This window comes from Promineifilum sp. (SeqCode), from assembly GCF_041918635.1.
Classification (GTDB): domain Bacteria; phylum Chloroflexota; class Anaerolineae; order Promineifilales; family Promineifilaceae; genus Promineifilum.
In genome coordinates this window covers 1-5186 of the sequence record NZ_JAYRVJ010000413.1, presented here as the reverse complement: position 1 = coordinate 5186, position 5186 = coordinate 1, and the positions used below count along the sequence as shown (strand labels likewise).

The following is a 5186-nucleotide window of genomic DNA, read 5'->3' as shown; positions in this document are numbered from 1 at the left end:
GGTGCGCCCGCCCGTCGCGCCCACCGCCTGGGACAGCGACGACGGGCGCGGCGGCTGCGCGGCGCACTCCTCAGCCGTGACCGGGCCGAATAGCGCCGCCAGTCGGTACGGCTCGCCCAGCCCCAGAGGCATGACAAAGCCCTGGGTCAGCGTCCACTCGTCCGGCAGACCGAGTGTCAGGTAGTAGAGGCCCTGAACCACTTGGGGATTATAGGGATCGGTTTCGTCGCTGTAGCGGACGGCGGCGTAGAGCCGGTCGCCGGTAGGCGTCAGGGCGAGGTCGATGAGCGCGTCTCGGCCGGCCATGCCGACGGAGCCTGTCATGACAGGGATAACGATGGGCCGTTGCACCTGCCACGTGGTCAGGTCCACGATACTGATCGAGTGGGCGGCGGCATTGCCGACATAGGCGCGGCGGCCGTCGCCGGCCACTTCCACCGCCATCGGCCCCAGAACGTCGCCGAATGGTTGGCCCAGGACGATCCTTCGCGCCACGGTCAGCCGGTTGGCGTCAATGACCAGCAGCGCGTTGCCCGCGGCGTCGGCGGCCAGCAGCCAGCGCCCATCGGGTGTCAGCGTCAGGTCGGCCGGGAGGCCCGCGATCGCCAGCGGTGAGCCGGGCCGCGCCGTCCGCGTGGCCGTATCAAAGGCGTAGATCCGCCCCTCGCTCGGCGCGCCGGCGTCGCTGAACGATGGGGCGGCGACGTACAGCCGCTGGCCGTCGGGCGACAGGGCCAGGCTGAACGGCCGGTCTCCCTCTTCCAGCGCAAATGGCGCGCCGGGCAGCATCGCCATTTCCAGATTCGTCTCTTGGCGAAGCAATAGCTGTTCCAGCGCCTCTCCATCCAGCACCCGTACCTGACCGCTCTCGCCCAGATCTTCGCCGACGTAGAGCAACCGGCCGACGCGCGACCAGGCCAGACAGCCGATCATCGGATCCGGGTTCAGATCGCCGATGACGCGGCGCGTCCGGCCGTCGAGTAACGATAACGAGAGCGTTTGCTGCCGCCGAGTGAGCACGGCGATCCGCTCGCCGTCGGCGCGAAGGGCGACGTGCTGCCGGAAAAGCGGGGCGGGCAGGCTGAAATCCGCGTCGCCGCGATGCTCCGGCAGGTCGAGGAAGCGCGCCGCATCGGGGGGAGCCTCCTCGCCGGGTTGGGCAACTGGCTCGCCCACGTAAGCCCACTGCCCGTGCGACGCGATGGTCACCGTGGTCGGGATGTCGATGCCGGCCACGCGCTGCGGCGCGCCGATCCGATCCCCGGCCACCGTCCAGCGGGCGAAGTCGCCGTTGCGCAACTGCTCGCCGCCCGGCGCGCCGCCCGCCTCGCCCGCCCGCGCCGCCCGGTTAATGGCGTCGGCGAACTCCGGGAAGTCGATGGTGAAGTCGATGCGGCCCAACGCCCGGTAGCGGTCGAGCGAGACGCGCGTCGCCCCGTCGCCCTGGCCGACCAACACCTCTAGCGGCACCTCATACACCGGCGGCACGTGGCGCAGCCGGAACAGTCCGGCCAGCGCCCCGCCAGACGCGCCGTTCTGGCGCGGGGCCGCGCCCTCCCCCTGGGTCGCGCGCCACGTCAGGCCGGACGCGGCCGAGTAGTGCAGGCCGATGGGATCGGCTTCGGCCACCGCGCCGGCCGCGGCGACGGCGTGCCAGGCCGCCTCCCCTTCGCGCGCCTGCACCGCCAGCCAGACGCGGCCGGCCGGAAACTGGAACGCCTCCGGCAGCGCGGCGCTGAGCCAGGTCGGCGCGAGGGCCACGTCGCGATCCAGCTCGATGCGCACCGGCCGGGGCAGCAGCGGGTCGCCGAACGGCTTGCCGTCCACGTCGCCCAGCACGTTGAGGTCGAGCACAGCCGCCTGGCTGGTGCAACTGAGCAACAGGTCGACGGCCGTCGCCGGCGTAATGCGGGTCAGGCGGATGGGCTGGGCCTGGCCGCGGCCCGGCCGGATGGCGGCGGTAGCCGTCGGCGTGACCGGCCCCGTCGGGCCGACGGCCACGCGGCTGGACTCGAACGAGCCGAGCACGCGCACGGCGGCGCGGGTCACCTGCGCCCCGACCGGCAGAGCCACCTGGAGCGCCTCGCAGCCGTCTTGCGGAACCGTGCCGTGGCCGTAGGGCAGCGCGACCTCGCCCACACCCTCCGGCAGCGCCGACTCCTGGACGACGTACTCGATAGCGACCGACAGGTTGAGCCGGGTCAGGGCGTCGGAGTGAAGTACGAGCGGAATCTCGTAGTAGCCGTCTTTGACCTCGGCCTCGCTGAGGAAGAGTTGTAGGAACTCGGCGAAGTCGGTGCTCGTCTCGGCCGCGGTCATCTCGCCCACGCGCGTCCAGAACGGCGGCAATTCACCCAGGGCGACGCTGACGTTGGTGGGCACGGTGCGGATGGTGACCTGGCTGACGTTCAGATTTTGCGGCGCAGCCACGCTGGCCGCTTGCAGCCGGAACTTGGTCACCGTCAGACCCGGCAACACGCCGCTGGCCGGGACGTTGTAGAAATCGGTGTCGTCCGGGGTCGCCAGGGCGCCATCCTGCGTGATGCGCATGAAGACGCCGCCTCCCAGGTCAACCAGCAACACGCCGCCGTTGGTAGCAGCAGCGATGTTCGTTCCTCCAACCGCCGCCAGCGTGCGCCGCGCGTGGAAGTCCACCTCGACCGAGCCGAGCGTCGCGCCGGAGCCGGGCGCGACGGCGCGGGTCATGCCCCATTCGCCCACGTCGGGCGTGGTCGCGCCACTGCCGGGGAAGGTCAGCACCTCCTGGAACAGCAGGTCGGGCCGGCCGGGCGGGGCGACCGGCGTCACGGTGACGCGCGCGCTCGCGATTTGCGCGCCCGCCGGCAGTTGGCGCAGGATGACCGTGCGGTCGCCCTCGAAGCGGATTGTATCGCCTGGGAAGTTAGCGTTTAGTATCATGTGTCAATGCCCTGCCCTCTTTATCCCTCTCCCTAACCCTCTCCCAGTGGGCGAGGGGATAAGACCCTCTCCTTAACCCTCTCCCAGTGGGCGAGGGGATAAGACCCTCTCCCTAACCCTCTCCCAGTGGGCGAGGGGATAAGACCCTCTCCCTGGCCCTCTTCCACAGGGAGAGGAGATTGGTTCCCTCGCCCTGTGGGAGAGGGTTAGGGAGAGGGTCATGCGCGCAACAAAACCATCAACTTCAACTCGTTCAGCGCGTCCGCCCGGTCTTCGCGGGTCAGCGCCTCGCTCACTTCACTGGAGTAGACCGGCTGGCGCAGCAACCGCAGCGCGATACGATTCAGGTCGAGGTGCGACACCTCCAGTTGCGTCGGCGCGGGCTGGGGCCGGGGGCCGACGATGGGCGGGTCGAAATCGGAGAGCGCCTCGGTCAGGTAGTTCACCGTCTTGCGCGGCATGACCTTGACCCAGATCTCGTTCCAGTCGTCCTTCTGCTTCAGACTGCGCACCGTCCGCTCGTCGCGGCAGCAGCGGTCGAACCAGGGCGAGTGGGCGTACTGATCGTCGTCGAAGCGGTCGTTCGGCTCGCCGAAGATCGCGTCCCAAAACTCCGTCTCGATGTCGCCCAGGCTGGAATCGTCGTCGTAATCCACTTTGTACCAGGCCAGCAAGTCGCGCAGGGGGATGCGGAAGACCGGCCACTTCGACGACTCGATCTCGATGTTCTGCGCCGCCCCGCCGCCCTCCGGCACGTAGCGAATGCGCTTCTCGCTGGAATGGTAGATGAAGAAGTTGACCCACGTCAGCCGGTTATAGCCGTCCTCGGAGGCCACCACCTGGAAGTACTCCAACTGATACAGGTCGACCAGCGGGCAGTTCTGCAGATCGTGCTGGATGACCGACGCTTCTTGCTCGGCCGCGTTGGGGTTGAAGGTGAGCTTTTTGAACAGCCGCCGGTAGCCGCTCTCCTGGGATATGGCGCTGATCGCCTTCTGGACGATGTCGGCCGTGAGCGCTTCGATGCTCATACCATTGAGGGCCGCGGCGTCTTTGGCGTTGTCCACCTCCACAATGGCATCGACGGCGGCCTGCGACTGCACGCCGATGTCGGCCCGGATCAGCTTCTGCATGTCGTTCATCGTCTCGGCGGCGATCAAGTCGCCGGCCATGAACTCAACGTAAGGATCGTATATGTTAGCCATTTCACTATCTCCTTCATTTACATAATGGATCGATCGCTTTTGCTGCCCGCATCTGAGGATGCGGACTCTGCTTCTTACCGGTCATTTGCCACTAGGTAGGGGCGGGTTTGAAACCTGCCCCTACTGCCAACCACTTGCCACCCCGGTTCGCTCCCGCGTCACCTCCACCTGCACGCCCGCCGCCTTGGCCTGCAAGATGCCAGCCGGGCCGGGCTTCAGCGTCTCCTGCGTCAGGATTTCCAGCGGCTTGCCCAACACGCTCTGCCGCGCGTTTTCGAACGGCACGCCCTCGAAGATGACCTCAAAGTCGTACATGGCCGGGCCGGACGCGCGGGCGGAGATGGCGATCTGGTTGCCATAGGCCCCTCGCTCGCGCGCCGCGATCCGTAGGAAACCGTCAATCCCTTCCTCGGTCAGGTAGAGTTGCGCCTGGGTGCGCGTGTCGCCCAGCGTCAGGAAGCGCGGCTCGCGGAAGGGCATCGCCACCGGCTCCCAGCCCAGCGGGACGCGCGGCACGATCTCGGCCTCGATCAGCCGGGAGTCGTCGAAGACCTTCTCCACGTGGTTGTCGTCGCCGGCCGGCTCGGTGACGACGAATGGGTACAGTTCCGGCCGGTTGCGGCCCTGGCCGAAGCGCGCCTGGTTGAAGCGACCGCCGAAATGCTCCGGCAGATCGGCCGGCAGGTGCACGCGGAAAGCGCCGGGCCGGTAGCGAACGGTCGTAAACCGGATGTGCACGTCCGCGTCCGGCGGGTCATCGACCCCGGTGAAGACGGCTGCCACCGGTTCCGGCGGCGCGTTGGCCAGGCGGCTGGCGTCGAACACCCCCCGCTCCAGGCACACTTCGCCAGGGAAGCGCGCCCGGTCGAAGCGGGCCGAGTCGAAGCGCGGCGCGTAGCAGTCGAGAAAGCGCCAGTACGACCGCCCCAGCGGCAGCGACAGCGCCTCGATCTTCGCCAGCGATTCGGCCCGCACCAGCGCTGACGGCCGCGTCTGGATGGCGCGCACCAGGGCGTTGCCGGCGGCCGGGTCGTCGCCGAGGGTGACGCGCTCGTACACCTC

The 5186-nt window shown here is 68.5% G+C and carries 1 protein-coding gene and 2 pseudogenes; all 3 read right to left on the bottom strand.

Features of this window, described 5'->3' with window-relative positions:
- Window positions 1–2919 (bottom strand): annotated as a pseudogene (locus ACE3UY_RS12855) (hypothetical protein); the annotation flags it as partial.
- A gap of 218 nt (window positions 2920–3137) precedes the next feature.
- Window positions 3138–4124, bottom strand: a complete 987-nt coding sequence (locus ACE3UY_RS12850; protein ID WP_374687910.1) for a hypothetical protein — start codon at window positions 4122–4124, stop codon at window positions 3138–3140.
- Window positions 4125–4244: 120 nt separating this feature from the next.
- Window positions 4245–5186, bottom strand: a pseudogene (locus ACE3UY_RS12845) (hypothetical protein); the annotation flags it as partial.

Bases quoted from the DNA above. Each gene is read 5' to 3' on its own strand.
- ACE3UY_RS12850 (WP_374687910.1), bottom strand. From the start codon at position 4,124: ATGGCTAACATATACGATCCTTACGTTGAGTTCATGGCCGGCGACTTG.